The sequence below is a fragment of the Burkholderia sp. B21-005 genome, from assembly GCF_020843965.1.
Taxonomy (GTDB): domain Bacteria; phylum Pseudomonadota; class Gammaproteobacteria; order Burkholderiales; family Burkholderiaceae; genus Burkholderia; species Burkholderia ambifaria.
This window is the reverse complement of record NZ_CP086302.1, coordinates 2145822-2169319: the sequence shown is the minus strand read 5'-3', so window position 1 is coordinate 2169319 and position 23498 is coordinate 2145822. Positions and strand designations below refer to the sequence as shown.

The window sequence follows — 23498 nt, the reverse complement described above, 5'->3', positions numbered from 1 at the left end:
GGAGCGCTCGTGCAATGCGTGACGACGGTGGCGCGGCGGGTGCGCCTCGTCTCCGTTATAGGCAATCGGGCGAGCGTTTGCAGCGGGATTCTCGCGACAGCATCTGGATTGCCGGCGATAGTCGAGTGTCTGCAGGTATCGCGCCGGATCTCGCGGCGGCACGCATAATGCGCTGCGCGGCCGGCGCGCGCCGGTCTCAGCGCAGATCCGCCGGCGTATCGACGTCGCGCAGGATGCCGGGATCGTCGACGTCGAGCAGGTTCACCGGCGCGCTGGCGAACAGCGCGCGGGCGCCCGTATCGCCGTCGAGCGCGGCGAGTGCATCGTAATGGTGCGCGGCGAAACCGACCGGATGGCCGCGCACGCCACGATGCACGGGGGCGACGATCGACGCGTCGTCGGCGTCGAGCGCGCGCGTGAGCATTTCGTAGGTGGGCGCCGCGATCCACGGCATATCGCCGAGCGCGACCAGCCAGCCGGTCGCTTCGGGCGTCGTGCGGACACCGACCGCGAGGCTCGCGCCCATGCCGCGCATCGCGTCGGGCGCGTAGACGACCTGGCAGCCGGCTTCGTTCAGCAGAATCGCGAGTTTTTCGGCGCCAGGACGCACGACGGCGATCACGTCGGCCGTGGCTGCGGCGAGACGGCGGGCGGCCGCGACCGCAACCGGCGTGCCATCGGGAAGCAGCGCGAGCAGCTTGCTGTGCAGACCGCTTGGGTCGAAGCGTTGACCGAGACCGCCGGCGAGCAGGACGCCGGTGGCGAGTGACGCATAGGACATCGGCGCGGGGGGGAGGAAGGCAGGTGGGCCGATTGTGCGGGAGTGGGCGGGGATCGGCAAGTGCGGATGTTACCGACGCGTGCGTATTGCCGCCGGAAAGAATGTCAGCACGTGGTTTCGTCGAGCAGGGTTTTCTCGACAGGGCTGGATAGGGCGAGCGATTCGCTTTGTATCACGGACCAATCGCGGTCGCAGGACTGCCAATGCCACCATTCGCACGGGTAATGCGTGGAACCGGTATGGGGCAGCGTGTTGATCGGTCGTTGACGGTTTCGCGCGACCGTCGCGCTCGGTTCGGTCAGACGAATTGCCTGTCGACCGGAGTTCGGCTTCGTCGGTGTCGTGATTTGGCCGACGGGTAGATGACAGTCACCAAAGCGTCTTCACGTGCGGATACGCACGAATCTTTTCGTCACGCGTGACGAGCGACGCGCCGAGCCGCCGCGCGGTGGCGACAATCATGCGATCGGCCGGATCCTTATGGAACGTGCCGGGCAGGGCGGTGGACTTCGCGGCGATGTCGGCGTCGACGGGAACGAAGCGCATGCCGTCGATTTGCGCGACCGTCGCGAGCCACGCATCGACGTCCATCGTCAGCGCGAGGCGTTCGTTGCGCACCAGCATGGCGATTTCCCATGCGGAGATCGCAGAGGCTGCAAGTGTGCCTTCGCCGCGCGCGCGATCGATCGCGCTTCGCGCCTTCTTGCTGAGCGATGGATCGCCCGCCACCCACCACACCAATGCATGCGTATCCAGCACGATCACCGCGACGCCTCCCAATCATCTTCCGCAATCGGATCGAGAGGATTGTCGTAGCGCATGACCGAGCCGCGCAATATGTCCAACGGCTGGGCTTCGCGCGCGTGGTATGGCCGGATTTCGAGCGTCGGCTTGCCGTGGTCGGTGACGATGAGGCTTTCGCCCGACGCCTCGACGAGCCGGAAGTATTCGAGTGCGCGAGCCTTGAATTCGGATTTCGATACGGGAGCGTGCGGCATCATGATATGAGCATGGTCATTTGACGATGGTCATTTTAGATCGGCGTGGCGACCTGATGCAAGCGACGAGCGGGACGGTCTCGGCCGACGTTTTCCGTGGTGGCACGGCTTTGCCGGAGATCGCCGACCGGCGATGCCGCAAGCGGTCGGTCGCACGACCGGCGAGCCGATGCATGATTGTCCAGGTTACATGCGCACGGGCTTTCGGAGGCTCGGGGAGATGCGGCGCGATCGGGACGCGATCGACAGGGCAAGCAGAGCCCCGCCAGAACAAGGCGCTGCCCGACCTGGATACGGTGAGTCATGGCGAACGCAGGAATTCTGATGCCGCTATCGCGGTGCTCATCCGAACCCGACGTGCCATACGGGAAATGGCGTGACTTCGCGCGATTGCGCAGGCAAGTTGGAACGAATTATTGGATGGATCGCATTGGGTGGCGCTCCCTCGCCGCGGTGAAGAACGAGCGCCACGGAATGAACTGTGGTCCGTCAACTAGTTGTGATTGATATATTGCACTGGTAGTAACCGGTCTGTCGGCCTTCGCGCCCAACTATTACGAAGCGAATTCCGCATGTGACTTGTCCCTTGCGGGCTGCGGTAGATTTCCAGTGCCACAGTTTTATATTGTTATTCACGGTTGGCTCACTCGGGTTTCCCGGGTTTGGAGTGAGAGTTGTTCCATTAAACGACTCTAATTGTGGCAGAGTGATTACTTCGTCAGTGCCGACGAAATCATAAATTTCGCATGGGTCGCCAAGCCCAAGCGCAGAGGCCCGCCAATAGACCGGATCGAGCAAATTGAAGGATAGGTTGTTATCCTTGGCACTCTGGCCGCTTCCGGCAATGGAAACATGCGAGGGGTCCACGGTAGAAGGATTGGAAGCGCTATTGTTGAATCCAACCGATTTTGCGATCGACTCCGTGTCGATTGCTACCAAAACGTCGATCACATCCGTATCCATAATTGTCTCCTTAAAAAGGGATGCGCCAAAATCGCCAGGCGGGATTTCGGTATCATGCAATTTCCACGACTGGTGCTAATTCTTAATGTTTAATAGTCATACCATAAGAACATAGCTCAAATTCGGAGTGCATGCTATCTCGATTTTGTAACGCAAGATATGAAATCGATTACGCTGTCAACGCTCGGTCGCTACTCGCGGGCATGTGCATTAATTTCTACCGAAAAGCCACCCTACGCATCCGCCCATTTCCGCAACAGGTTGTGATAAATCCCCGTCAATGAAATGACCATCGGATCCTTCGCACCTTTTTCCGCCGATAGCGCCTGAATCTGCGTATCGAGCTGGAATAGCAGCGTGCGATCGCTGTCGTCGCGCACCATGCTTTGAATCCAGAAGAACGAAGCAACGCGCTCGCCACGGGTAACGGGCGTCACGTGATGCAGGCTCGACGCCGGATACAGCACGAGGTCGCCTGCCGGCAGCTTCGCGCGATGCACACCATACGTATCTTCCACGCACAGCTCGCCGCCGTCGTACGCATCGGGCTCCTCGAGAAACAGCGTCGCCGACAGATCGCTGCGCACACGAAAATCCGTGCCGCGCAGTAGCCGGATCGCGTTGTCCACGTGCGTGCCGAACGTCTCGCCGCCTTCATAGCGATTGAACAGCGGCGGAAACACCTTCAATGGCAGCGCCGCCGAAAAGAACAGCGCATGCCGCGCCAGCGCATCCTGGATCGCATCGCCGACCGCCCGTGCGACCGGCGATCCTTCCGGCAACTGCCGGTTGCGCTTCGCGAGCGCCGACTGCGCGCCGGACGTCGCATTGCCGTCGACCCAGTCGGCAGTGTCGAGCAGGTCGCGGCATTGCGCGACCTGCTCCTTGGTCAGCACGCCGGGGATATGAAGCATCATGATTCGAATTCCATGCCGTGAGACGGCAGCTGCAGCGCCGCCGCGCGCAATGCAGCGAGCGGCGACGACGCAAGATACGCACGCATCTTCGCGACGAACGCCGGCGTAGCGGTGGCCGGCACGCGCGCGAGCCAGGCAAGCGCTTCGTCGATGCGCCCGCGCTCGGCGAGCAGCCGCGCATAGTTGAACTGGCCGCGGAAGTCGCCGGCCTCGGCGGCGCGGCGATAGTGATCGAACGCGGTGTCGACATCGGCAGTCACGACCCAGCCGTCCTCGTAGAAACCGCCGATCAGGTTGATCGACTTCGCATGGCCGAGCGCGGCCGCGCGGCGAAACCAGTCGAGCGCGTCGGCACGGTTCTCGTCGATGCCGTTGCCGAGTGCGAGCGCCGTCGCGTAGTTGTACATGCCCCAGTCGAGCCCTGCCTGCGCGGCGAGCCGGTACCAATACACGGCCACCGGCGCGCACGCGGCCGTGCCCCAGCCGAATTCATAGCAACGCCCGAGCATGTTCATCGCCATCGGGTGGCCGGCCCGCGCCGCATGCCCGAACCAGCCGAACGCGGCGGCCGGATCGCGCGCGACGCCGTGTCCGTCGAGCAGATACTGTCCGTAGACGGCCTGCGCGTCGACGATCCCGTGATCGGCCGCCGCCGCGACCCACGCGGCGGCGCGCTCGGGCGGCCCGGCCAGGATGTCGGCGAACGCGTGCGGCGACACCGACGCGAGCGCCTTCAGCGAGACGGCTTCCATCGATCAGTAGCGCGCATTCAGCGTGATGAACGCCGAGCGGCCCGGCGCGATCGACGCGTAGTGCGCCGGATACGCCTGATCGAAGTACGTGCGGTTGAACAGGTTGTTCACATTCAACTGCAGGTCGAGCTTCTTGTTGATCCGGTACTGCGCCATCGCGTCGAAGCGCCAGTACGACGGCACCGCGCGCAGGTTCGCCGGATCGCCGAACACTTCCGACATGTAGAACGCGCCGCCGCCGACGGTGAACTTCGGCGTCACGTCGTAGTTCGACCACATCGTCAGGCTGTGCTTCGGCGTGTTCGGGAAGCGGTGGCCGTCGTTCGCGGCGTCCTTGCCGTTGTCGCGCAGCTCGCTCTTCATGTACGTGTAGCCGCCGAACACCTGCCATTGCTTCGTGATCTGGCCGGCGACGCCGAGCTCGAGACCCTGCACGCGCTTGTTGCCGACCATCGCGTACTGGTTGTTCGGCAGCGTCACGCGCGCATTCGTCGTATCGATCTGGAACAGCGCGGCGGTGAGCGCGAGCTGGTCGTTCAGCACGTTCCACTTCGTGCCGAGCTCGATGCTGCGGTTCTTTTCCGGCGCCATCTGGTCGGCGTTCGGCCCGACGCCGCCGCGGCCCGGCGTGAGCGACTGCGTTTCGCTGCCTTCGCCGAGCAGCATGCCGGCCGGCGTCGACGACGTCGCATACGACGCGTAGATGCTGCCGTTTTGCGCGGGCTTGAACACGAGGCCGGCCTGCCAGTTGACGAGCGTGTCGTCGCGCGTGGTGGTCTTGCCGCCGTTGGCCTTGGTGTCGGTGAAGCGGGTCGAGTAGTCGTCGACGCGCACGCCGCCGTTCACCTGCCAGCGCGGCGTGATCTCGATCGTGTCGAAGCCGTAGATCGACTTCGTCGTGGTGCGCGCATGCGCGTAATCGTTGTTGCGCGTGACCGAGCCGGCCCACGGATCGTTCGGGTTCGGCGACCAGAGGCTCGTGCAGTTGTAGCCCGATGCGGCGCCGATGCCCTTCTGGCAGATCTTGCCGGTGTCGGTCGCCACCGTGTACGAATCGCGCTTGCCCCATTCGCGCGACAGTTCGATGCCGGTCGTGAAACTGTGCTTGAACGGGCCGGTACGGAATTCGCCGAACAATTCGGTCAGGTTCGCGAGGCTGTTGATCGAGCTGTCGCGGTTGTTGTTGCGGCGCCAGACCTTGCCGTTCACCACGTTGCCCTGGCTGTCGTCGGGCTGTGTCCAGATGTAGTCCTGCGTCGATTCCGTATAGCGCGTGGTGTTGCGCACCGTCAGCCCCGACGTGATGTCGTGCTCGATCCGGATCGTGCTGATGTCGGACGTGGTCTTGCGGAAGTCGCGGTCGATCAGGCCGTAGAAGTTGTGGCGGTCGACGGGCGCCGGATAGATCGTGTCGACGTTCGCGGGCTTGTTCGACGTCGTGTAGAAGTACGGAATGCCACCGTCGGGCATGTCGTCGGTCGACAGGTGGTAGTAGCTCGCGGTCACGCGCGTCGGCGTGCCGAGACCGAATGCGATCGACGGCGCGACGCCCCAGCGCTCGTTGTTGACGACGTCGCGGCCGGCGACGTCGTTGTTGTGGCTCATCAGGTTCAGGCGGAACGCGGCGTGATCGGCGAATTGCCAGTTGCCGTCGGCCGTGAAGCGGCGATAGCGGTCGGTGCCGAGTCCTGCGCTCGCGGCGGCCGTCGTGCCGAGGTGCGGGGCCTTGGTGATCAGGTTGATGCTGCCGCCCGCGCCGCCGCGGCCGCCGTACGCGCCGTCGGAACCCTTGGTGATCTCGATGCGCTCGGTGTTGAAGATTTCGCGGGTGGTCGCGCCCGTGTCGCGCATCCCGTCGACGAACATGCTGCCTTGCGTGTCGTAGCCGCGGATGAACGGACGATCGCCGAGCGGGTTGCCGCCTTCGCCCGCACCGAACGTGATGCCGGGCACCGTGCGCAGCGCTTCGGTCAGCGTCGTCGCACCGCTGTTCTGGATCAGCTCCTGCGGGATGACGGTCACCGACTTCGGCGTGTCGACGAGCGGCGCGGTGAATTTCGCGGATGCGGAAAAGTCGGCCTTGTAGCTGTGCTCGGTCTTGCCCTGGATCTCGATCGGTGCGAGATGGCCTTCGGTGCTGACCGGGGCGGGCGACGGCGTGCCGTCGGCGAACGCGGGGCTCGCGGCGAGCACGCTGCACAGGGTGGTGAATTTGCCGAGCTTCAGCTCGTCAGGACGGGACTTCATGGTGCGCTTCGACCTCGCGGTGTGGCCCGGGAACGGCGCGTTACGCAAACGTGCATGCCGCCCGGAATTATTACGATTTGTTTTCAGCGGGCATTCTATGTAATTTTCTTTTGAATGAGAAGCATTCTTGTTTGCATTTGTGAGAAAACGTTGACGAATGTGACGGAGGCCTTCAGGGCTTGCGGGGCGGGGGAGATGGCCGAATGGCCGAATGTGAAGGGCGTTTCGAACGAGCTACAGTGGTTGCGTTTTCATTCGTCTCCCGTGACAGCAAGGTGATAATATGAATGCATTGAAAGCAATTGTGGCGGGGTGCATCATGCCGGTTATTACCGTTCGAAATTTGCCCGACGAGGTGCATCGCGCGCTTCGCGTCCGTGCGGCGCAACATGGTCGCAGTACCGAAGCGGAGGTGCGCGCCATCCTCGAGGAGGCCGTTCGGCCCGGCGGGCGGGCGAAGCTTGGGACGCTGCTGGCCGAAATCGGGCGCGAGGCGGGTGGTGTCGATTTCGAGATTCCGCGCGAGAGCGCGCCAATCGATCCGATGAGCTTCGAATGATCCTCGTCGATACCAACGTCATTTCCGAGCCGCTGCGGCGCGAGCCGAGTGCGGCCGTGATCGAATGGCTCGATGCGCAGAATGTCGAGACGCTGTTTCTTGCCGCGATCAGCCTCGCGGAAATGCGCTTCGGCGTGGCCGCGTTGCAGGAAGGGCGAAGGCGGGACTGGCTGCACCAAAGCATCGAGCATCGCGTCGTGCCGCTGTTTCGCGGCCGGATCCTGCCGTTCGACGATGCGGCCAGTAAAGCGTATGCGAGCCTTCGCGCGAAGGCTCGTGTTACGGGCAACGCGATGGCGTCTGCCGATGGATTGATCGCTGCAACGGCCGCGGCGAACGGCTTGATCGTGGCGACGCGTGACGTCGTGCCGTTCGAAGCGGCGGGCTTGCGCGTGATCGACCCGTGGGCCCGATAACGCCGTGCCGGCCGCTTGCGCGTCACCCGCGCCGAAAATGAAAACGCGCCGTGCAAGGCGGCGCGTTGTGCGTCATGTCGGCGTGCGCGGCCCCTGAACTGAAGCGATCAGGGGCGGCCGCGCGGCACCGGATGCGGGTCAATCGATCCCGTGAAACACCGCATCCTCCGGCCCGAGGTACGCCGGCGGGCGCCATGTCGCGTCGCGCATCGAGTGCTGGACGAGATTCTCGACGCCGAGCAGCACCGCGAAGATCGCCATCCGCACCGGAATGCCGTTGTCGGTCTGCCGGAAAATCGCGAGACGCGGATCGCGGTTCAGGTCGACCGACAGGTCGTTCGCGCCGGGCCGGCTGTCGCGCGGCAGCGGGTGCATGATCAGCGTGTCGGGTTTGCAGACGGAATCGACGAGTGCCTGGTTGATCTGGAAATCCGGCGTATAGCCTTCGAACGACTCGTCGGTGAAGCGCTCCTTCTGGATCCGCGTCGCATAGACGACATCCGCGCCGCGCAGCCCCGCGGCGAGGTCGTTGGTCTGCTCGATCACGTGGCCGTTCGTCGCGATCTGCTCGATGATGTACGCGGGCATTTCGAGCGTCGGCGGCGATACGAGCGTGAACTTCAGCCCGCGATACAGCGCGAGCAGCTTGACGAGCGAATGCACGGTGCGGCCGTATTTCAGGTCGCCGACGAGCGCGATGTGCGCGCCGTCGACGATCTTGCCGAGTCGCGAGAATTCGCGCTGGATCGTATAGAGGTCGAGCAGCGCCTGGCTCGGGTGTTCGCCCGGGCCGTCGCCGCCGTTGATCACCGGCAGGTTGGTCGCGCGGGCGAATTCGGCAACCGAGCCTTTCTCAGGGTGACGGATCACGAGCGCGTCGACATAGCCGGCCATCACGCGGCTCGTGTCGTAGATCGATTCGCCCTTGGCCATCGACGAGAACGTGAAGCCGGTCGTGTCGCATACCGAGCCGCCGAGCCGGCAGAAGGCCGCGCCGAACGACACGCGGGTGCGCGTGCTGGCTTCGAAGAACAGGTTGCCGAGCACGGCGCCTTCGAGCACGCGCGAAATCTTGTGGCGGCGCGCGATCGGCTGCATCACGTCGGCCACGCGGAACAGTGCTTCGACCGAATCCCGCGAGAACTGGTCCACCGAGATCAGCTGCGGCTTGCCTTCGAACAGGAATTGCTTCGAGAGCCCTTGTTTGTCTACGCTTTGCGTATAGTCGCCGCCGTCCGGGGCCGAGCGTTCGACGATTTCCGACACGAAGCGCTCGACGATCTCGGGCATTCCGCGCGATTCCTGCGAGTCGTCGGGCAATAGCCACGTATCGAGCGCGCGACGACTTACGCCGATGCGGTTCGCGAACGCTTCGCGGGTCATGTTGAGGCGGCGCATCGCGTCGCGCAGGAAGGCTTGCTGGGGAACGGTCATCGGCAGCACCTGATGGAAAATGTACGCGGTGCGTATATTAGTTTGCAAGCCGGCGAAGTCAAGGAAAATCTGCGTGCCACGGCTGTGTGGCCCGCGTGACACCGGCTCGGCCACTACTGGCGTGCGGCGGCCGTCTCCGTATAATCAGGTCAGGCCCCGTGTCCTGCGCGTTGCAGGGCGCCACGCCGCATACGATTCGCCCGGTCGGGCTTGTTGATTCGAAGGAGAATGAGAATGACGCGTACGATTGCTGCAGTGCTGCTGGTGGTGACTGCCGCGCTCGCCGGTTGCAATACCGTTGCGGGCGTGGGGCAGGACATTTCGAAGGGTGGCCAGGCGATCAGCGACTCGGCTGAAAAGGCGAAGTAAGCCGCCGGGTTCCGGAATGCAGAAGGCGCCGGGCCGTCCCGCGATTGCGGGGCGGCCCGGCGCCTTTTTTCATGGTTCGCGATGAAGGCGGAGGCGGCGTCAGGCGCTTTCCACGAATGCGTAACGGCCGTCGACCTTGCGGGGCGTGAACCAGCCGAAGTCGGGGAACATCCGGTTGCGGACGAACCAGACGTAGCCCAGCAGGATGACCGTCACCCCGAGGCTCGGCAGCGCCGACGACGGATCGTGTGCGAGATCGGCGATGGTCTTCGGCAGTTGCAGCAGCGACAGAATGATGAACGCGTGATACGCGCCGACGCGATGGGTCGCGAAGCCCCAGATGAACAGCAGGGACAGCGGCACGGTCAGCACGAGGAACAGCCCCGCAAGGCCTTTGCCGAGCATGCCGGTGCTGCCGGATTCGCTGGCGGCGGCCGCGATGAGATAGCCGAGTGCGAGGCTGATCAGCAACTGCGCGATGCCGAGCCCGATCAGGATCCAGGTGTGCACCTTGTTCTTTCTGCACAGCTCGGGGTCGGGGCGCGACGCGATCAGGCGTGCGAGCACGTGATCCTTGAGGCCCTGTCCGGCCAGCTCGGCCAGCACGTCGGCCTTCCTTGCGCCCGCGGACAGCAGCACCGCGATTCTCGTTCTGGCTTCCTTCTTGTTCATGGCGATGCGAATTATTGTTCGATGGTTGTCAAATGGCCCGGCCCCGCGAATATTGCATCTTGCGCGACGGTGCGCAACGGTTTTGCCGCGCGCGGACACATTCCTACAGTCGCCGCTCGCGCGGATCAATCGCTGGCGGTCGACGTGGATGCCGCCGGCCCTGTCGGCAACCTCGACCGTGCATCCGTTTCGCGTGGCGGCGGTTCACGTCGCCGCGTCGCGCCTACCAGCATCCCCGTGACGACGAGCGCGATGCCAAGCAGCCGCGTGCCGCCGAGCGTCTCGCCGAACAGCGCGACGGCGAACAGCACGGCCGAGACCGGCGCGACCGCCGTGAACAGCGCGGCCTCGGTGCCGCTGGTGCGTGCCGAACCCGCATACCAGCAGAGGTAGCCGAGCACGGTCGGTACCAGCGCGTAGTACGCGATCGCCGATATCGCGCTGATGGTCCAGCCGGTCGCCAGCGCGTGCCATTCGAACGCGGCTGGCGCCAGCGCGAGCATGAAGCCGAGGCCCGACATCGCCGTCGACAGCGCGAGCGGCGGCAACGGTGTCGACAGCCGCCGGTTGAGCAGGATGAACACGGCTTCGCATGCGACGGCGGCCAGCACCAGCGCGTCGCCGGCGAGCGTCCGCAGCGACGGCATGGCCTGGCCGGGCGCGAACGTGACGAACAGCACGCCGGCGGTGGCGAGCGCGGCCGCGCCCCAGTCGCGCGGCGTCTGCCGCTCGCGCAGCACGAGCGCCGCGATCAGCGTCGACATCGCCGGCAACGTGCCGAGCATCACGCCGGCATCGATCGGCGACGACAGCTTCGTGCCGCTGATCAGCAGCACGGTATAGCCCACCCCGCCCGCCGCCGCCTGGACGACCAGCAGTACGGCGTCGCGTGCGGAGATACGTGGCCATCGCATTCGCTGCGCCCGCATCAGCCCGTACAGCAACGGGGTTGCGATCAGGAAGCGCAGCGCGGTGGCCGCGAACGGCGGCAGGCCGTCGGCCGCGAGGCGGCTCGCGATGACGGTGCTGCCGACGCCCGCCATCGCGGCGGCGAGATAGAGATAGCCGATCAGTCGTGTCTTCATGCGCCGCATCGTGCCGTGCGGCGGCGCGGGCGTCTTGAACGAAATTGCAGCGAGGCGGGCGAGCGGGAGGGCGCGGGGTGGGGCGCTGCGTCCACGGTCTCGGGGTGGGCGGTCACGCGGGCATCGAGCGCTGCTGTTGCGGACGGCTGCGGAATGGGAGCGATCCGTGCCGCATCGCGTCGTGCAGTGCCATGCCATGCCGTGCCGTGCCGTGCCGCGTCGCGTCGCGTCGCGTCGCGTCGCGTCGCGTCGTGCCGCGCGGTGCCGCGGCGAGCATCGCCCCTTCACTGTTTCCTCGGGACAACCAAGCCCGTCAGCCGGCCTGCGTGAATCGCCCAGGCGTGATGCCGAACTGGCGCGCGAATGCGCGCGTCAGGTGGCTCTGGTCGGCAAACCCGGCTTCGGCCGCGGCATCCGCGATCGGCCGGCCGCTTGCAAGCAGCGCACGAGCCAGTCGCGTGCGCGATTGCAGCAGATACGCGTGCGGCGTGATGCCGAGCTCGCGCGCGAACCCGCGCAGCAGCTGGAAGCGGCTCACACCGCTCAGGCCGGCCAGTTCGGCAAGCGAAACGGGTGCCGCGGGTGCCGCATCGAGCCGCTCGCGGGCCATGCGGATCGCCGGCGCGACGCCGGCGGCCGGCAGCGCCCGGTTCGAATGCCGCGCGAGCAGCCCGGCGACCAGCATCACGAGGGCCTCGTCGCGGGCGAGCGGCAGTGTTTCCCCTGCGACGATCCGTGCATGCAACCGGCCGAAGGCGGCGGCGAGCCGTGCGTCGCGCACGGCCGGGTGTGTGAGCTCGACGCCCTCGAGGCCTTCTTCCGTCGCGACGCCGGCCACCAGCGCGGGCGCGAGGTACAGCATCCGCCAGCGCCGGCCCGTGCCCGCATCGATCGGCATCCCGTCGTGCATTTCGCCCGGATTGACCATGATCGCGTCGCCGGCCAGCGCGTCGACCTGCCCGCGGCCGCTCCACGACCGATGCGCGCCGCTGACGATCACGCCGACCCCGAATTCGTCATGCGCGTGCCGCGGAAACGCGCGATCGGACTCGAGGCTGATCGCCTCGATTCCTTCGTCGGTCCGTCGGTAATGGGTGATGCGATGCATGTGCGCTCCTTGCGCCGGCAGCGGCGCGGATCACGTGCACTCTAGCGCGTTCCGGCGCCGCGCGCCCTTCATCCTTTTGGCCGATACCGCGCGGCGCGCGCAGCCCGCACCATGTGCACATCAGCAGCGTACATGGCCCGCCGGGCCTGAAGCTGCGCGGGAGACGGCAGGTGGAACGACAGGATCCGGTATTCATTCAGGTTGGCGCGCTCGCGGACGGATTCGCGCCGGACGCGCACATCCTCGCGCCCGTGAACGCACTCGTCGGGCAATCGCTGACCCTCGTCGACGCAGCCGGTGCATGGCGCGTCTATACGTTCGAGGCGGGCGCGTTGCAATGGCGCGACGCGGCGACCGATACGGGCGGCCGCGCACCGTGCCGCGTGACGCGGTTGCGCGACGCGCTGTACTTCGTCGATTACATCGATCCGGCAGCACGCGCGACGTCGGTCAGCCTCGTGATCGACGTCGGCAACGGCGTGTGGACGTCGGTGGTCGGCACGCTGCCGACCGAGGCCGACACGCATATCGATGCGTTCACGCGCGTCGCGCGCGGGCTGCCGCTGACCGGCGTTGACGCGGCGTTCCGGCACGGCACGCTCGGCGGCCACGCGCAGCCGGGCCCGCTGCACGGCCCCACGCGCGAACTGATCGGCAAGCGGACGATGTATCGCTACAGCCCGACCGAATGCTACGAGCACATCTACCTGAACGAGAACTTCTACGCATGGCAATGCCTGCAGGGCGTCGAAGGCGGGCTCGCCGACGTGGACCGCTGCCATTACTTCAGGATCGCCGATGAGCTGTATCTGTTCGTGTGGCGCGAGAAGGTGGTGCCGACGCTAGGCGTCGTGCTGATCGACCTCGCGCAACGCAAGACCGACGGCAAGATCTTCGGCTATCAGGGAGGCGATTTCGGCACGCTGTCGAACTTCCCGGTCGGCGCGCATGCGCAGGTTCTGAACGAAACCGTGCATCCGCTCGGCGACGGGGCGCAGCGATGAACGCCGTGCCGGGCAGCGGCCGCTTGCGCGCTGATTTCAGCGGACGCGTCGTGCTGGTCACGGGTGCCGCGCAGGGGATCGGCGCCGCGATTGCGCGTCGTTTGGCGCAATCCGATGCGTTCGTCGCGCTCGCCGATCTCAACGCCGATGCGGCTGCCGCGCAGGCGGACGCGCTCGTCGGCGCGGGCGGCGCGGCGCGCGCGTATCGCGTCGACGCCGCGAGTCGCGACGAACTCGGCGCGCTCGTCGCGGCGGTCGAACGCGATGGCGGCCGGCTCGACGTCGTCATCCACAACGCCGCGTATTTTCCGCTGACGCCGTTTGCGCAGATCGACGAGCCGACGCTCGCGCGGACGCTGTCGGTCAACCTGTCGGCGCTGTTCTGGCTCGCGCAGGCCGCGCTGCCGGCATTCGAGCGGGCGGGGGCGGGGCGGCTGCTCGTCACGTCGTCGGTGACCGGGCCGCGCGTCGTCTATCCGGGGCTCGCGCACTACGCGGCGTCGAAGGCCGGCGTGAACGGCTTCATCCGCGCGGCGGCGCTTGAACTCGCGCGCCGCAACGTGACGGTCAACGGCGTCGAGCCGGGAATGATCCGCACGCCGGCGGCCGGTAATCTCGGCGATGCGTCGGTCGCCGCGCAGATCGCGCGCGACATTCCGCTTGCGCGGATAGGTGAGCCGGAGGACATCGCGAATGCGATGCTGTTTCTCGCATCGGCCGACGCGGCGTACATCACCGGGCAGACCATCGTCGTCGATGGCGGCGCGACGTTGCCCGAGAGCGGGGCCGTGCTGGGCGACGCGTAACGCGAGCGTCGACGATGGCGCGATTGCGGCCGTCGCGTGTGCCGGCAGGCGCGTCGGCGGCCGGCCCGCGCGTCGTCGCGCGTGCTGCGCCTACAGCCAGCCGTTGTGAATGAACTCGACGATCGAATACCGGCGCGGTTCGAGCGCGTGCTGCCGGACGGCCTCGACGATCCGCGACACGCCGTCCGCGTAAGGCGACGCGCCGTACACACGGGATTCGAACTGCAGGCTGCACGCGTCGTCCTCGATGCGGATCCGGTGGAATGCATGGCGGCCGAGCTGATCGTCGGGAATCTGCAATGCGTCGCGCTGCTCGTTCGGGTCGCGTACGGAGCGGATCTCCTGCGCTGGAATACCGAGCGACTGGCCGATGCCGACCGCGGTGCCGGGCACGGATGTCTTGCTGGCCTGATGCGACTCCGTCACGCTGATGCGGCAGTCGCGAAACAGATGGCCGCTGGTTTCCAGCATGCTCATGAACTTGAGCATCAGGATGTTCGTATTCGGACAGAGCACGATGGGGAAGTCGTGCGATCCGGTTTCGAGGTCGGAGCCGGTGGACAGCTCGACGAGCGGCGAACCGGTTGCCTGGCAGAATGCGATCGCGGCGGGCAGTTCGCGGCCGGACCCGGCGTGCACGACGATCGATCGGGCGTCGCTACGTCGGGCGTCGTCGCTACGTTGCAGCTCGGTGCGTGCATGCTCGGACCAGGCCATCACGTGACAGGTTGACGGGTCGAGCCGGTGCGAGCCGAGCAGTTCGGTTGCCAGCTTGCCGGTGCCAACGACGATTACTTGCATGGGATAGACGGGTTGAGGTTCGGGTTTCGATACGAAAATGGCGCAGGCCGTTCAAGGGCCCGGCGCGATCATGATCCACCGCGCGGCGCACCGTGATCGCGCATTATGCCCGCCCGAGCGCGGCGCACCCATGCAGCACCGGCGTGTCGGCTTGCCGACGTGGCCGGCATCCACGCATGCGTCGTAGTGCCCACGCAAGCGTGAACGGCGCTACGCTGTCGAAACGCCGGCCGGGCGCGTCCGTGTCGCGGCCGGCATTGCCCCCTAACTACGCATCATCAAACACCCCTGGACCCAAGGAGAGCACATCGATGGAACACGACCTGAAAGGCAAGGCAGTCGCGATCACCGGCGGATTCGGTCATCTCGGCGTCGCCACGGCCGCGTGGCTCGGCCAGCGCGGCGCCCGCGTCGCGCTGATCGGCCGCGGCGCGGCGCCGGACGCGCAGGCGTTGCCCGGCGTGCCGGCCGATGCGCTGCGCGTCGGCGGCATCGACCTCGTCGATCCGCAGGCGGCCGCGCGCGCGCTCGACACCGTGAATCGCGAATTCGGCCGGGTCGACGCGCTGCTGAACATCGCGGGCGCGTTCGTATGGCAGACGATCGCCGACGGCGATGCAGCCACGTGGGACCGCATGTACGAACTGAACGTGAAGACGGCACTGAATGCGTCGAAGGCCGCGCTGCCGTATCTGGTGGCGAGTCCGGCCGGCCGTATCGTCAACATCGGGGCAGGCGCGGCGTTCAAGGCCGGCGCGGGAATGGGCGCGTATGCGGCGGCGAAGGCGGGCGTCGCGCGGCTCACCGAGGCGCTGGCGGCGGAGCTGCTCGATCGCGGCGTGACCGTGAACGCGCTGCTGCCGAGCATCATCGACACGCCGCCGAATCGTGCGGACATGCCGGACGCGGACTTCTCACGCTGGGTCCGGCCCGAACAGCTCGCGGCGACGATCGGGTTCCTGCTGTCGACCGATGCGCAGGCGATCACCGGCGCATCGATTCCGGTGAGCGGGCGCGTGGCATAGCGGGTGGCGGGCTATCGCGCTCGGGCACGACGTCAACGCATGCGGAATCGCGCACGCGGAATTTCCGCGATCGCCGCGATTTCAATCAGCAGATCGGGGCGGTAGAGACGTTCGACCTGGACGGTTGTCGTCACGGGATAGGGTTCGGCGAAGAACGTCTCGCGGATGTCGCCGGCCTGCATGAACGCGTCGATGTCGGTCGCGTAGTGAACCAGCGAGATCACATCCTGCATCTGCCCGCCCATCGCGGCGAGCACGTCGCGAATGTTGCCGAGCGTTTGCCGGACCTGCGCGCGCATGTCGGCGGCACCCACGACGCGTCCGTCCCTGTCGAGTGCGACCTGTCCCTTCAGATGAACGATCCGGCCGGCGCCCTGGACCACGGCCATCGAGAACGCGCCGAACGGCGCCCAGAGTTCCGGCGGATTCACTGCTTCGGCCATGACGCGGCTCCTGTTGGTCGGTCGTCGACGCGCGAACGCAGGGTCCCGTGCGGGCGGGGCGCCTGCATGTCGCAGTCCATCACCGTATACTGTTCGTTCAGCATCATGTGACCGAATGAAGACGTGACCAAGCCTGCCTCTGCGGATACGCCGGACGACGATCCGCGTCCCACCCCGCCCGAACAACCTGAACTGGAAGACTGCTGCAACAGCGGCTGCTCGCCGTGCGTTTTCGACCTGTACGACGAAGCGCTGGCGCGCTATCGCGTCGAACTGGCCGAATGGGAAGCGCGCCACGCGCCGCTCAAGCATCACCCGTGAGCCCGATGCCGGCGAGCGGTCGCGCCTGCACCGTTTCCGTGTCGCCGCCGGCAATGTGCCGCGAGCCCGCCACCGTCACACGCCGGCCCGCGCCCGTCGATGCATCGGCCCCAACGCGGCCGACAGCGCGACGCACACGAGCAGCACGACCGTCAGCGCCCACATCGCCGTCCTGAATCCCTGCACGTAGTCGAGCGCCCCCGGCTGCGCGCCGAGCCGCGCGAAGAACAACCCGCCGAGCGTCGCCGCACCGACGGCCGCGCCGATCTGCAGCATCGCGGTGACCATGCCGGAGGCGACCCCGGCGCGCGCCGCGTCGACTTCCGCGAGCACGATCCGCACGACCGATGGCAGCACGAGCCCTTGGCCGACGCCGATCGCCGCGATGCCCGCATAGAAGCCCGCGCCGGGCGCATGGTCGCCGGCCAGCGCGGCGGCGGTCGCGACGCCGGCCGTGAGCATCGCGAAGCCGAGCGTGAGCACGCGATAGCCGCCGAACCGGTCGACGAGGCGCGGCATCAGCAACGGGCTGGCGAGGAAGCCGATGCCGAGCGGCAGGATCGCGAGCCCCGACGCGAGCGGCGACCAGTTCAGGCAGCCCTGCAGATAGATCCCGTAGCTCAGGAAGAATGCGCTCAGCATGTAGAACAGGAATGCGAGCGTGAGCCCGAGCGCGACGACCGGGTTGCGCAGCAGGCGCACGTCGAGCAGCGCGTCGCGGCCGCCGGCGAGCCGGCGCGCTTCGACCGCCAGCAGCGCGCCGAACATCGGCAGCGCGCCGACGATGCACGCGACCATCCACAGCGGCCAGCCCGCCTCGCGCCCGTGCGTGAGCGGATAGACGAGCATCAGCAGGAACAGCGACAGCAGTACCGTGCCGGGCACGTCGATGCGCTGGCCGCGCGGCGGCCGGCTCTCCGGGATGAAGCGCCAGCTGCCGAGCAGCGCGAGGATGCCGATCGGCACATTGACCAGGAAGATCGCGCGCCAGCCGAGCCCGAACGGATGCAGGCTGATCAGCGCACCGCCGCCGAGCTGGCCGATCACGGCCGCGAGGCCGAACACGAAACCGTAGAAGCCCATCACGCGCACCTGCTCCTGCGGGCTGAACACGCTGCGGATCGTCGCGAGCACCTGCGGCGCGAGGATCGCGGCGAACAGGCCCTGCAGCACGCGGCCGCCGACCAGCACGGCGCCGCTGCCGGCGAGCCCGCACAACGCCGATGCGACGACGAAGCCGGCCATCCCGACCATGAACATCCGCTTGCGGCCGTACAGGTCGCCCAGCCGCCCGCCGGTGATCTGCACGACCGCGTTCGCACATGCGTAGGCCGACACGACGAGCTGCAGCTCGGCCGGGCGCGCACCGATGCCGTCGCGGATGGCCGGCAGCGCGAGATTCACGATGAAGTAGTCGAGCGGCGGCAGAATGGCGCCGACCAGCAGGACCACGAGCGCCCAGCCGTGATGGCTGCGCGGCGGTGCCGCGGCGGCTGCGCCGGCCGGTGCGCAAGGGGCGAGGGTGTTGTCGGTCATGAACGCAAGTCCGAGAGAATGAGGGCCGCATGCTGAATCCAGTCGAAACGGGTGTTCAGACGCGCCGGTGAACCGATATTCTGGGGACCGTCGATGATTCGGAAAAGCGGGAATTGGTGGTAGCATCCATCGGGTTATCCGATGGGTGGAGAGGGCGATGCGCGGTTTCGACCTGGATCAGTTACGCACATTCGCGGTGGTGGCGGACGCCGGCAGCCTGACGGCCGCCGCGCCGCTGCTGCACCTGTCGCAGTCGACGGTCAGCGAGCAGGTGCGCAAGCTCGAATCGCGCGCCGGCGTGCCGCTGTTCGTGCGCAGCAAGCGCGGCGTCGAGCCGACGCCGGCCGGCGCGCGCCTGTTGCAGCATGCACGGCGCATCGTCGCGCTGAACGAGGCCGCGTTCGACGAGCTGCGCGGACAGGCGATCAAGGGCGAGTTGCGCGTCGCGATCACCGACTACTACCGCACGCATGAAGTCGCGGGCCTGCTCGCGCGGCTGCGGGAGTGCTACCCGCAACTGAGCCTGCACGTGAGCGCGATGAAGAGCGCGGAGATCGAGGCCGCCCATGCGCGCGGGCAGATCGACCTCGGGGTCGTGATGAACCTGTCGAGCGGTCCGTTCAGGCCCGCGTCGGCCGATACGCGCTGGGTGCTGCGGCGCGAGCCGCTGTCGTGGGTCGCGTCGCCGGCGCTCGCCGAGCAGTTGCCCGAGCCGTTGCCGCTCGTGCTGCTGCCGGACGACTGCATGATGCATCAGATCGCGGTGCGCTCGCTCGACGAGCAGCACGCGCCGTACGTGCTCGTGCACAGCGCGTCGGGCGTCGCGGGGCTGCAGTCGATGCTCGCGGCGGGGCTCGGCGTCGGCTGTTTGTGCGCGTCGGCGATCGGTGAGGGCCTGGTGCGGCTCGGCGCGAAATACCGGCTGCCGGCGCTGCCCGACGCGGTGTTCTCGCTGACGCCGCCGATGCCCGGCGAGCGCGAGACGGTCACGCAGGCGCGCGAGGTGCTGTCGCGGCAGTTGCTGATGTGAAGCATGAAGCGGGCGGGCGCGGCGGGGCTGAACGGCCTAGTCGGCCGTCCCGTCGGCATACGCGCGCAGCCCGTTCGCCAGCGCATCGAACACGGCCCGGCAACGCGGGCTCGTGCGCAGATCCTCGTGCATGACCACCCAGGTTTCCAGTTTCATCGCGGGCCCGTCCGGCAGCACGCGCACGAGTCGCGCATCGCGTTTCGCGAGCCCGTTCTGGCAGAAGCCGATTCCGTAGCCCGCGCGAATCATCGCGAGTTGCGCGAGATTGCTGTCGGTGCGCAGCGCGAACGCATCGCGCTTCCACAACGGCATCCCGCGCCCGGCCGAGCGGATGAAAGGCGTGACCGTATCGAAACCGATCAGCGCGTGATGGGCGAGTTCGCCGGTGGTCGATGGTGTGCCGTTGCGCGCCAGGTAGTCGTCGCGCGCAAACAGCCCGACGTCGATCTCGCCGACGCGCCGCGCGACGAGCGCGTCCTGCGCGGGCGGCGCCATCCGCACCGCGATGTCGGCCTCGCGGTTCAGTACGTCCTGGATGCGGTCGGTCGGCACCAGTTCGATCACGAGCCCCGGATGGTCGCGCCGCAACTGCGCGAGCATCGGCGGCAGCACCTCGACCGCGATCACGTCGCTGGCCGAGATCCGCACGGTGCCGCGCACGCCCGCGCCGTGGCTCGCGGCCGCTCGCTCGAACGCGGCCGCCGCGCTGCGCAGCGCCTCGGCATGGCCGCGCAGCGCGAGGGCCGCCTCGGTCGGCAGCAGCCCCGACGGCGAGCGCGTGAACAGCGTCTGGCCGAATGCGGCCTCGAGCGCCGCGACGTGGCGGCCGGCCGTCGGCTGCGTGATGCCGAGCGCGCGCGCCGCGCCCGACAGCGAGCCTTCAGTCAGCACGGCAAGGAAGGTGCGGTAGCGTTCCCAGTTCAGATCGATGGTCATGCATAAATGTATAGCTGATCCATCAGGTTCGACAATTCCTTATTAGGCGGCCGGGCGCCAGAATGCGTGCTGTCAACGGTTCATACACGGAGAACGGCAATGACGGCGAACGCAGGCGGGACGCAACGACAGGCACTCGTGCTCGGCGCGAGCGGAGGTATCGGCGGCGAGGTCGCGCGTCAGTTGCGCGATGCCGGCTGGCAGGTGCGCGCGCTCAAGCGCGGGCTCGACGCCGGGACGGTGGAGCGCGACGGGATTGCATGGATACGCGGCGACGCGCTCGACCGCGAGACGGTGGTCCGCGCGGCGCGCGGCTGCAGCGTGATCGTGCATGCGGTGAACCCGCCCGGCTACCGGAACTGGAGCGGGCAGGTGCTGCCGATGATCGACAACACGATCGCGGCGGCGACGGTGGCGCAGGCGACTGTCGTGCTGCCGGGGACTATCTACAACTACGGTCCCGACGCGTTTCCGGTATTGCGCGAAGAGGCCCCGCAGCATCCGACGACGCGCAAGGGCGCGATCCGCGTCGAGCTGGAGCAGCGGTTGCAGGCGGCGACCGCGCAGGGCGTCCGCACGATCATCGTGCGGGCCGGCGATTTCTTCGGGGCGCACGCGGGCAACAACTGGTTCGGGCAGGGGCTCGTCAAGGCAGGGCGGCCGGTTGCGGCCATCAGCGTGCCGGGCCGGCCGGGCGTCGGCCATCAATGGGCGTACCTGCCGGACGTCGCGCGCACGATGGTCGAGCTGATCGAGCGGCGCGACACGCTGGAGCCGTTCGCACGCTTTCATCTCGGCGGCCACTGGGACGCGGACGGCACGCAGATGGCGCAGGCCGTGCGCCGCGTCGCGCAGCGGCATGGGATGCGGCCGACGGTGCGGCGTTTCCCGTGGTGGCTCGTGTGGGTCGCCGCGCCGTTCGTCACGACGATGCGCGAGATGATCGAGATGCGTTATCTGTGGCGCGAGCCGCTCCGGATGGACAACGCGCGGGTGACGGCGGTACTCGGCCGCGAGCCGGTGACGCCGCTCGATACGGCGGTGGAGGCGGCGCTGGCGGGGCTCGGGTGCTTGCGATGACGGTGGGCGGCGAAGGCGGGCGGCGGGCCGGCATGCGGTTGATGCCCATCGTTGCCTGCGTACCCGCCACGCTTCGTCACGCCACGACCGGCAATACCTCGATTGCATACCGGTGCCGCAGGCTGCGTCCGAGCACCGGATCGTGCAGTTCCATCTCGAACGCATCACCGTCGCCCATCGCCGCGATCGCGCCGTGCACGGCGACGGTACCGCCGAACATCGCGCAGCGTGCGGGCATCGTGCGCCGGTCGTCGAAGCGCTGCCACAGCACCTCCGGCGCGAGCAGTCCGTTGAGCGCACCGTGCTGATACGCGACGCGTTCGCCGCCGGGCCTGACGAGCCACGAACGCATCTCGATCGCGTCCCAGTGATCGGCGATGTCCGCATGGCGCCAGGCATCGCGGCCGAGCGGTTTCGCGCACACCTGTTTCGACACCGCGACGCCGTAGGCCTCGACTTCCCGATCCGTATGATCGGAACCGACCGTCACCAGCGTGCCGGCCGGGCTGTCGATCAGCACGCACTCGATCTCGCCGCCCGAGCGCGCACCAAGCACGCCGATCGACGGCGCCTGCGTGAGCAGCGCGGACGCTACGCGATAGAAACACGGCGTGGTCGACGGCGGCGCGACGCCGAGCGCCGCGAGTTCGTCGATGTGCGCGCGGATCGCTTCCGGATCGCGGCCTGCCCAGCCGGCGATCACGACGCGTTCGATCTCGACGTCCACCTGTGCCGGTGCGCGTTGCAGGGACATCACGTTGAACGACAGGGCTTGCATGCGGGTATCCGTTTGAAGTGCGAATGAATGAGGTGGGCGAGCGGGACGCTCAGTCCGCGAGCGGACGGTGCGCGGTCTCGCGCGCGGCGAGCAGCGCGATCGAGGTCACGACGAGCGCTGCGGTAACGTACAGCGACACGGCCGTCGTCGTCCCCGTCTGGCGGAACAGCGTTGCGATCACGAGCGGCGCGAAGCCGCCGCCGACGATGCCGGCGAGCGTGTACGCCAGTGACGAGCCCGCATAACGGACGCGTGTCGGGAACTGCTCGGTGACGAACGCGCCTTGCGGGCCGTACATCACCGCATGGATCACGAGGCCGATCGCGACGGCCGCGACGATCGCGCCCGGCCGCGCCGTGTCGAGCATCGTGAAGAACACGAACGCCCACACGATGCCGGCGATCGCGCCGGCGAGGTACACCGGACGGCGCCCGAAGCGGTCCGACAGCGCGCCGAAGAACGGCACCGCGAGCGCGTTGCAGGCCGTGCCGACCATCACCGCCGTCAGCGCGACGGGGCGCGACAGGTGCAGCACGGTCGTCACGTAGGTCAGCGTGAACACGACGATCAGCGCATACAGCACGTCGGAGCCGATGCGCGAGCCGCCGGCGATCAGCAGGCGCCGCCAGTGGCATTTCAGCACTTCGGCGACGGGCACTTCGGCGGTCGCGTGCGACTCGGCGAGCTGCTCGAACTGCGGCGTTTCGTCGACGCCGCGGCGCAGCCAGAAGCCGAACACGACGAGCAGCGCGCTGGCCGCGAACGGCACGCGCCAGCCCCACGACAGGAAGGTGTCGGACGTGGTGGACAGCGTCACCAGCGCGATGCAGCCGGTGCCGAGCAGCGTGCCGAACGACGGGCCCATCTGCGTCCACGACGCGGACAGCCCGCGCCGCTTCTGGTCGCCGTGCTCGACCGACAGCAGCACCGCGCCGGCCCATTCGCCGCCGAGCGCGACGCCCTGCACGAAGCGCAGCGCGACGAGCAGGATCGGGCTCAGGATGCCTGCCTGCGCATAGGTCGGCAGCGCCCCCATCAGCGCGGTCGTGATTCCCATCAGCACGAGCGTGAGCATCAGCACCGCGCGGCGGCCGATGCGGTCGCCGAGGTTGCCGAACACGAAGCCGCCGAGCGGACGCGACACGTAGCCCACCGCATAGGTCGAGAACGCGAGGATCGTGCCGGCCAGCGGGTCGACCGACGGAAAGAACAGATGGTTGAAGACGAGCGCGGCGAGCGTGTTGTAGATCGTGAAGTCGTACCACTCGAGCGACGTGCCGATCATGCTCGCGGACGCGAGTCGGCTGTTGCGGACACGGCGGGGCGCGTGGGCGGCGGGCTGGGCGAGAGTGCTCATGGTGTCGGGCATGTCGTGAAGGATGACGGGGGGACGCGCGGGGCCGATGCGCCGGCCGCGTGCGGATGACGGACGCCGCG

At 67.5% G+C, this 23498-nt stretch carries 26 protein-coding genes; 9 read left to right on the top strand and 17 right to left on the bottom strand.

Features of this window, described 5'->3' with window-relative positions:
* Positions 1–196: 196 nt before the first annotated feature.
* The 7 genes from LMA02_RS26230 to LMA02_RS26200 all read right to left on the bottom strand — a co-directional run bounded on the left by LMA02_RS26230 (position 197) and on the right by LMA02_RS26200 (position 6658).
* Positions 197–781 (bottom strand): nucleotidyltransferase family protein, encoded by a 585-nt coding sequence (locus LMA02_RS26230; protein ID WP_228908122.1) that lies wholly within the window; start codon positions 779–781, stop codon positions 197–199.
* 369 nt (positions 782–1150) lie between these two features.
* A complete protein-coding gene (locus tag LMA02_RS26225; RefSeq protein ID WP_228910014.1) occupies positions 1151–1546 on the bottom strand; it encodes a type II toxin-antitoxin system VapC family toxin in 396 nt (131 codons plus the stop codon).
* Positions 1543–1782 carry a type II toxin-antitoxin system Phd/YefM family antitoxin gene (locus tag LMA02_RS26220; protein WP_011659184.1) on the bottom strand — a complete coding sequence of 80 codons (240 nt, stop codon included), beginning with the start codon at positions 1780–1782 and terminating at the stop codon, positions 1543–1545. Before LMA02_RS26220 ends, LMA02_RS26225 begins: the two co-directional genes overlap by 4 nt.
* 486 nt (positions 1783–2268) lie before the next feature.
* Entirely contained in the window at positions 2269–2742 is a 474-nt protein-coding gene (locus tag LMA02_RS26215; RefSeq protein WP_228908121.1) for an AidA/PixA family protein, read from the bottom strand.
* Between the two features lie 233 nt (positions 2743–2975).
* Positions 2976–3659: a Fe2+-dependent dioxygenase gene (locus LMA02_RS26210; RefSeq protein WP_228908120.1), complete on the bottom strand. Its 684-nt coding sequence runs from the start codon at positions 3657–3659 to the stop codon at positions 2976–2978.
* A complete protein-coding gene (locus tag LMA02_RS26205; protein WP_228908119.1) occupies positions 3656–4411 on the bottom strand; it encodes a tetratricopeptide repeat protein in 756 nt (251 codons plus the stop codon). The genes LMA02_RS26210 and LMA02_RS26205 overlap by 4 nt, the downstream gene beginning before the upstream one ends.
* 3 nt (positions 4412–4414) lie before the next feature.
* Positions 4415–6658 (bottom strand): TonB-dependent receptor, encoded by a 2244-nt coding sequence (locus tag LMA02_RS26200; protein WP_228908118.1) that lies wholly within the window; start codon positions 6656–6658, stop codon positions 4415–4417.
* A gap of 319 nt (positions 6659–6977) precedes the next feature.
* On the opposite strand from LMA02_RS26200, the gene LMA02_RS26195 reads away from it, so the two are divergent.
* Positions 6978–7217, top strand: a complete 240-nt coding sequence (locus LMA02_RS26195; RefSeq protein ID WP_228910013.1) for a FitA-like ribbon-helix-helix domain-containing protein — start codon at positions 6978–6980, stop codon at positions 7215–7217.
* Positions 7214–7633: a type II toxin-antitoxin system VapC family toxin gene (locus LMA02_RS26190; RefSeq protein WP_228908117.1), complete on the top strand. Its 420-nt coding sequence runs from the start codon at positions 7214–7216 to the stop codon at positions 7631–7633. The genes LMA02_RS26195 and LMA02_RS26190 overlap by 4 nt, the downstream gene beginning before the upstream one ends.
* 138 nt (positions 7634–7771) lie before the next feature.
* Here the strand turns inward: LMA02_RS26190 and LMA02_RS26185 are convergent, their stop codons facing one another.
* Positions 7772–9067 carry an aspartate carbamoyltransferase gene (locus LMA02_RS26185; protein ID WP_006758102.1) on the bottom strand — a complete coding sequence of 432 codons (1296 nt, stop codon included), beginning with the start codon at positions 9065–9067 and terminating at the stop codon, positions 7772–7774.
* Between the two features lie 234 nt (positions 9068–9301).
* Here LMA02_RS26185 and LMA02_RS26180 point away from each other — a divergent pair, with 234 nt between their 5' ends.
* Positions 9302–9436 (top strand): entericidin A/B family lipoprotein, encoded by a 135-nt coding sequence (locus LMA02_RS26180; RefSeq protein WP_011659177.1) that lies wholly within the window; start codon positions 9302–9304, stop codon positions 9434–9436.
* 99 nt (positions 9437–9535) lie between these two features.
* Here the strand turns inward: LMA02_RS26180 and LMA02_RS26175 are convergent, their stop codons facing one another.
* From LMA02_RS26175 to LMA02_RS26165, 3 genes are all read right to left on the bottom strand, one after another.
* Complete coding sequence (locus tag LMA02_RS26175; protein WP_228908116.1) at positions 9536–10108, bottom strand: permease; 573 nt, start codon at positions 10106–10108, stop codon at positions 9536–9538.
* 125 nt (positions 10109–10233) lie between these two features.
* On the bottom strand, positions 10234–11193 hold the full coding sequence (locus LMA02_RS26170) for a DMT family transporter (protein ID WP_228908115.1): 960 nt from the start codon (positions 11191–11193) through the stop codon (positions 10234–10236).
* A gap of 313 nt (positions 11194–11506) precedes the next feature.
* Positions 11507–12301: an AraC family transcriptional regulator gene (locus LMA02_RS26165; protein WP_228908114.1), complete on the bottom strand. Its 795-nt coding sequence runs from the start codon at positions 12299–12301 to the stop codon at positions 11507–11509.
* 170 nt (positions 12302–12471) lie between these two features.
* Here LMA02_RS26165 and LMA02_RS26160 point away from each other — a divergent pair, with 170 nt between their 5' ends.
* On the top strand, positions 12472–13305 hold the full coding sequence (locus LMA02_RS26160; protein ID WP_228908113.1) for a molybdenum cofactor biosynthesis F family protein: 834 nt from the start codon (positions 12472–12474) through the stop codon (positions 13303–13305).
* Entirely contained in the window at positions 13302–14111 is an 810-nt protein-coding gene (locus tag LMA02_RS26155) for an SDR family oxidoreductase (protein WP_228908112.1), read from the top strand. Before LMA02_RS26160 ends, LMA02_RS26155 begins: the two co-directional genes overlap by 4 nt.
* Positions 14112–14201: 90 nt before the next feature.
* Here the strand turns inward: LMA02_RS26155 and LMA02_RS26150 are convergent, their stop codons facing one another.
* Complete coding sequence (locus LMA02_RS26150) at positions 14202–14912, bottom strand: dihydrodipicolinate reductase C-terminal domain-containing protein (RefSeq protein WP_228908111.1); 711 nt, start codon at positions 14910–14912, stop codon at positions 14202–14204.
* 311 nt (positions 14913–15223) lie between these two features.
* Here LMA02_RS26150 and LMA02_RS26145 point away from each other — a divergent pair, with 311 nt between their 5' ends.
* The gene (locus tag LMA02_RS26145; protein WP_228908110.1) at positions 15224–15937 is read left to right on the top strand and encodes an SDR family NAD(P)-dependent oxidoreductase; all 714 of its coding nucleotides are present in this window, start codon (positions 15224–15226) and stop codon (positions 15935–15937) included.
* 32 nt (positions 15938–15969) lie between these two features.
* Here LMA02_RS26145 and LMA02_RS26140 read toward each other — a convergent pair whose 3' ends face one another.
* Positions 15970–16380 carry a RidA family protein gene (locus tag LMA02_RS26140; RefSeq protein ID WP_228908109.1) on the bottom strand — a complete coding sequence of 137 codons (411 nt, stop codon included), beginning with the start codon at positions 16378–16380 and terminating at the stop codon, positions 15970–15972.
* Between the two features lie 123 nt (positions 16381–16503).
* Here LMA02_RS26140 and LMA02_RS26135 point away from each other — a divergent pair, with 123 nt between their 5' ends.
* Positions 16504–16701 carry an oxidoreductase-like domain-containing protein gene (locus LMA02_RS26135; RefSeq protein ID WP_043175699.1) on the top strand — a complete coding sequence of 66 codons (198 nt, stop codon included), beginning with the start codon at positions 16504–16506 and terminating at the stop codon, positions 16699–16701.
* Between the two features lie 75 nt (positions 16702–16776).
* Here the strand turns inward: LMA02_RS26135 and LMA02_RS26130 are convergent, their stop codons facing one another.
* Positions 16777–18237 (bottom strand): MFS transporter, encoded by a 1461-nt coding sequence (locus LMA02_RS26130; protein WP_228908108.1) that lies wholly within the window; start codon positions 18235–18237, stop codon positions 16777–16779.
* A 157-nt stretch (positions 18238–18394) separates the two neighbouring features.
* On the opposite strand from LMA02_RS26130, the gene LMA02_RS26125 reads away from it, so the two are divergent.
* Complete coding sequence (locus LMA02_RS26125) at positions 18395–19267, top strand: LysR family transcriptional regulator (RefSeq protein WP_228908107.1); 873 nt, start codon at positions 18395–18397, stop codon at positions 19265–19267.
* Between the two features lie 36 nt (positions 19268–19303).
* On the opposite strand, the gene LMA02_RS26120 is transcribed toward LMA02_RS26125, so the two are convergent.
* Positions 19304–20203, bottom strand: a complete 900-nt coding sequence (locus LMA02_RS26120; protein WP_228908106.1) for a LysR family transcriptional regulator — start codon at positions 20201–20203, stop codon at positions 19304–19306.
* Positions 20204–20302: 99 nt separating this feature from the next.
* On the opposite strand from LMA02_RS26120, the gene LMA02_RS26115 reads away from it, so the two are divergent.
* A complete protein-coding gene (locus LMA02_RS26115) occupies positions 20303–21283 on the top strand; it encodes an NAD-dependent epimerase/dehydratase family protein (RefSeq protein ID WP_228908105.1) in 981 nt (326 codons plus the stop codon).
* Positions 21284–21359: 76 nt separating this feature from the next.
* Here the strand turns inward: LMA02_RS26115 and LMA02_RS26110 are convergent, their stop codons facing one another.
* Together LMA02_RS26110 and LMA02_RS26105 are read right to left on the bottom strand one after the other, a co-directional pair.
* Complete coding sequence (locus LMA02_RS26110) at positions 21360–22061, bottom strand: DUF2848 domain-containing protein (RefSeq protein ID WP_228908104.1); 702 nt, start codon at positions 22059–22061, stop codon at positions 21360–21362.
* 49 nt (positions 22062–22110) lie between these two features.
* Positions 22111–23430 carry an MFS transporter gene (locus LMA02_RS26105; RefSeq protein ID WP_175667413.1) on the bottom strand — a complete coding sequence of 440 codons (1320 nt, stop codon included), beginning with the start codon at positions 23428–23430 and terminating at the stop codon, positions 22111–22113.
* Positions 23431–23498: the final 68 nt, after the last annotated feature.

What these genes read in the sequence shown, in the direction of transcription:
- LMA02_RS26230 (WP_228908122.1), bottom strand. Translation starts at nt 781, where the DNA reads ATGTCCTATGCGTCACTCGCCACCGGCGTCCTGCTCGCCGGCGGTCTC.
- LMA02_RS26220 (WP_011659184.1), bottom strand. Translation starts at nt 1,782, where the DNA reads ATGATGCCGCACGCTCCCGTATCGAAATCCGAATTCAAGGCTCGCGCA.
- LMA02_RS26215 (WP_228908121.1), bottom strand. Translation starts at nt 2,742, where the DNA reads ATGGATACGGATGTGATCGACGTTTTGGTAGCAATCGACACGGAGTCG.
- LMA02_RS26210 (WP_228908120.1), bottom strand. Translation starts at nt 3,659, where the DNA reads ATGATGCTTCATATCCCCGGCGTGCTGACCAAGGAGCAGGTCGCGCAA.
- LMA02_RS26205 (WP_228908119.1), bottom strand. Translation starts at nt 4,411, where the DNA reads ATGGAAGCCGTCTCGCTGAAGGCGCTCGCGTCGGTGTCGCCGCACGCG.
- LMA02_RS26200 (WP_228908118.1), bottom strand. Translation starts at nt 6,658, where the DNA reads ATGAAGTCCCGTCCTGACGAGCTGAAGCTCGGCAAATTCACCACCCTG.
- LMA02_RS26195 (WP_228910013.1), top strand. Translation starts at nt 6,978, where the DNA reads ATGCCGGTTATTACCGTTCGAAATTTGCCCGACGAGGTGCATCGCGCG.
- LMA02_RS26190 (WP_228908117.1), top strand. Translation starts at nt 7,214, where the DNA reads ATGATCCTCGTCGATACCAACGTCATTTCCGAGCCGCTGCGGCGCGAG.
- LMA02_RS26185 (WP_006758102.1), bottom strand. Translation starts at nt 9,067, where the DNA reads ATGACCGTTCCCCAGCAAGCCTTCCTGCGCGACGCGATGCGCCGCCTC.
- LMA02_RS26180 (WP_011659177.1), top strand. Translation starts at nt 9,302, where the DNA reads ATGACGCGTACGATTGCTGCAGTGCTGCTGGTGGTGACTGCCGCGCTC.
- LMA02_RS26175 (WP_228908116.1), bottom strand. Translation starts at nt 10,108, where the DNA reads ATGAACAAGAAGGAAGCCAGAACGAGAATCGCGGTGCTGCTGTCCGCG.
- LMA02_RS26170 (WP_228908115.1), bottom strand. Translation starts at nt 11,193, where the DNA reads ATGAAGACACGACTGATCGGCTATCTCTATCTCGCCGCCGCGATGGCG.
- LMA02_RS26165 (WP_228908114.1), bottom strand. Translation starts at nt 12,301, where the DNA reads ATGCATCGCATCACCCATTACCGACGGACCGACGAAGGAATCGAGGCG.
- LMA02_RS26155 (WP_228908112.1), top strand. Translation starts at nt 13,302, where the DNA reads ATGAACGCCGTGCCGGGCAGCGGCCGCTTGCGCGCTGATTTCAGCGGA.
- LMA02_RS26150 (WP_228908111.1), bottom strand. Translation starts at nt 14,912, where the DNA reads ATGCAAGTAATCGTCGTTGGCACCGGCAAGCTGGCAACCGAACTGCTC.
- LMA02_RS26145 (WP_228908110.1), top strand. Translation starts at nt 15,224, where the DNA reads ATGGAACACGACCTGAAAGGCAAGGCAGTCGCGATCACCGGCGGATTC.
- LMA02_RS26140 (WP_228908109.1), bottom strand. Translation starts at nt 16,380, where the DNA reads ATGGCCGAAGCAGTGAATCCGCCGGAACTCTGGGCGCCGTTCGGCGCG.
- LMA02_RS26130 (WP_228908108.1), bottom strand. Translation starts at nt 18,237, where the DNA reads ATGACCGACAACACCCTCGCCCCTTGCGCACCGGCCGGCGCAGCCGCC.
- LMA02_RS26125 (WP_228908107.1), top strand. Translation starts at nt 18,395, where the DNA reads ATGCGCGGTTTCGACCTGGATCAGTTACGCACATTCGCGGTGGTGGCG.
- LMA02_RS26120 (WP_228908106.1), bottom strand. Translation starts at nt 20,203, where the DNA reads ATGACCATCGATCTGAACTGGGAACGCTACCGCACCTTCCTTGCCGTG.
- LMA02_RS26115 (WP_228908105.1), top strand. Translation starts at nt 20,303, where the DNA reads ATGACGGCGAACGCAGGCGGGACGCAACGACAGGCACTCGTGCTCGGC.
- LMA02_RS26110 (WP_228908104.1), bottom strand. Translation starts at nt 22,061, where the DNA reads ATGCAAGCCCTGTCGTTCAACGTGATGTCCCTGCAACGCGCACCGGCA.
- LMA02_RS26105 (WP_175667413.1), bottom strand. Translation starts at nt 23,430, where the DNA reads ATGCCCGACACCATGAGCACTCTCGCCCAGCCCGCCGCCCACGCGCCC.